We start from the raw sequence: 2,277 nt of genomic DNA on the forward strand, positions 1-2,277 counted from the left end.
GGACCGGCCAGGTCTAGCGTGACCGGTATGGACGAGCAGCGCACCCGACCCTACGGCGGTCCGCCTTGGCTGCACGGCGGACCGCCGTGGGGGCACAGCGGTCCGCCGTGGTGGCGGTACGGCCCGGACCGGTGGGCGGAGCACCGGGTGCCCTGGCGCTCCACCCTGATGCTCGCCGTCTTCGTGATGATCGGCAGTGGGTTCGCGGCGAAGAGCCAGGACCGGGAGCCGCTCGACGCGTTCGCGCGGGTGCTGCTGCTCGCCGGGCCCGCCTTTCTGCTGATGCGCCGCAAGCACCCGGTCGTCGCGCTCTTCGGGGCAGCGGCGACCGCGCTGGTCTACCTCGGCGCGGGATATCCGTACGGGCCGGTCCTGCTCCCCGTCGCCGTCGGAGTGTTCTCGGCCGTCGTCGCCGGGCACCGGCACGCGGCATGGGTGGCCGTCGGCCTGTTCTGGGTCGGCCATCTCCTCATCGGCCACTGGCTCCACCCGTATCTCCCACCGCGCGGCGACGGACCGGCGCCCTGGGGCGAGGAACTGGTCAGCGCCGCCGTGGTCGTCGCCGTCCTCGCCCTTGCCGAGCTGGCCCGGGTACGCAAAGAGCAGTGGGTCCGCGAGCGCGCCGAACGCGCGGCGGCGGAGCGGCGCCGCGCGGACGAGGAGCGGCTCCGTATCGCCCGCGAACTCCACGACGTGCTCGCCCACTCCATCTCCGTCATCAATGTGCAGGCCGGAGTGGGCCTCGCGTTGCTGGACTCCGACCCCGAACAGGCCCGTACCGCCCTCACCACCATCAAGGCGGCCAGCAAGGAGGCGCTCGGCGAGGTACGGCAGGTACTGGACACCCTCCGCCCACCCGTCTCCCGCCACCGCCCTTCCAGCGATGCGCTGCGCGCAGCTCCCCTTGATCCGGGTGACGCGCCCCGCGCCCCCGCGCCCGGACTCGACCGGCTCCCCGAACTCGTCGAGCAGGCCGCACGAGCCGGACTCACCGTGGAGGTCACCACCGAGGGCACCAGGACCCCGCTCCCGCCCGGCGCCGATCTCGCCGCCTTCCGCATCGTGCAGGAGGCGTTGACCAATGTGGTGCGGCACTCGGGGTCCCGTACGGCACGGGTCAGGATCGGTTACGCGCGCGACCGGCTCGATCTGCGGATCGACGACGACGGGCCCGCCACCGGCGACGATCAGGGCGGCAGTGGCCGTGGACTCATCGGGATGCGGGAACGGGCCGCCGCGCTCGGTGGCACGATCGAGGCGGGCGCGCGCCCGGACGGCGGTTTCCGTGTGCACGCCGACCTGCCCATCGAGCCGAGGGAGACACCGTGATCCGGGTACTGCTCGCCGACGACCAGTCGCTGGTGCGGGCCGGCTTCCGGGCGTTGCTCGACGCCCAGCCGGACATCGAGGTCGTGGGGGAGGCCGCGGACGGCGAGGAGGCGCTGCTCCGGGTCGGCGAACTGAAGCCCGACGTGGTCCTGATGGACATCCGTATGCCCCGGCTCGACGGGCTCGCCGCCACCCGGCGGATCACCGATGACGAGTCGCTGGACGGCGTGAAGGTCGTCATGCTGACCACCTTCGAGCTGGACGAGTACGTCTTCGAGGCGATCCGGGCCGGAGCCTCCGGGTTCCTGGTGAAGGACACCGAGCCGGAGGAACTGCTGCGCGCGGTACGGGCGGTGGTGGAGGGCGACGCGCTGCTGTCGCCGGGGGTGACGCGCCGGCTCATCGTCGAGTTCGCCGCCCGCTCCAAGGGGCCTGCCGAGGCCGAGGGACTCGCCGGACTCACCGAGCGGGAACGGGAGGTGATGGCTCTGGTCGGCATCGGCCTGTCCAACGAGGAGATCGCCCGCCGGCTCGTGGTCAGCCCGCTCACGGCCAAGACGCATGTCAGCCGGACGATGGTGAAGCTCGGAGCCCGGGACCGGGCCCAACTGGTGGTGCTCGCCTACGAGTCGGGTCTGGTCCGCCCCGGCTGGCTCGGCTGAGCGGAGGTACGCGCGAAGCGCCGCAGCACGGTCACGACCCGCACCGGGAAGACCAGGGCCGCCGCGACCGCGCCCGCGAGGAGCAGTCCCCGCTCGACGGCGTACGGCATGGTGAACATCAGTTTCGGTCCGGCGATCACGCCGAAGACCACCGCGGCCGCGAAGGCCGCGCTCAGCAGTGCGTAGCCGGTCTCCACGGTGATCGCGTCCCGTTCCGCCTGTGTACGTTCCCCCATGGGTGGGAGTGTCACAGGGCGGCGGTGCGCGGGCAACCCGCCGCCCGCAC

3 protein-coding genes are annotated in these 2,277 nt (G+C 72.7%); 2 read left to right on the forward strand and 1 reads right to left on the reverse strand.

Annotated features, from left to right (window positions below; genetic code table 11):
* The first annotated feature begins 27 nt into the window (after nt 1-27).
* Both ACWGI8_RS43240 and ACWGI8_RS43245 read left to right on the forward strand, forming a co-directional pair.
* Entirely contained in the window at nt 28-1,329 is a 1,302-nt protein-coding gene (locus ACWGI8_RS43240) for a sensor histidine kinase (RefSeq protein WP_453668995.1), read from the forward strand.
* A complete protein-coding gene (locus ACWGI8_RS43245; protein WP_453668991.1) occupies nt 1,326-1,991 on the forward strand; it encodes a response regulator in 666 nt (221 codons plus the stop codon). The genes ACWGI8_RS43240 and ACWGI8_RS43245 overlap by 4 nt, the downstream gene beginning before the upstream one ends.
* Here ACWGI8_RS43245 and ACWGI8_RS43250 read toward each other — a convergent pair.
* Entirely contained in the window at nt 1,952-2,227 is a 276-nt protein-coding gene (locus ACWGI8_RS43250) for a DUF6332 family protein (protein WP_453668993.1), read from the reverse strand. The genes ACWGI8_RS43245 and ACWGI8_RS43250 overlap by 40 nt on opposite strands.
* Between the last annotated feature and the right edge of the window lie 50 nt (nt 2,228-2,277).

This window comes from Streptomyces sp. NPDC054841 (genome assembly GCF_053611045.1).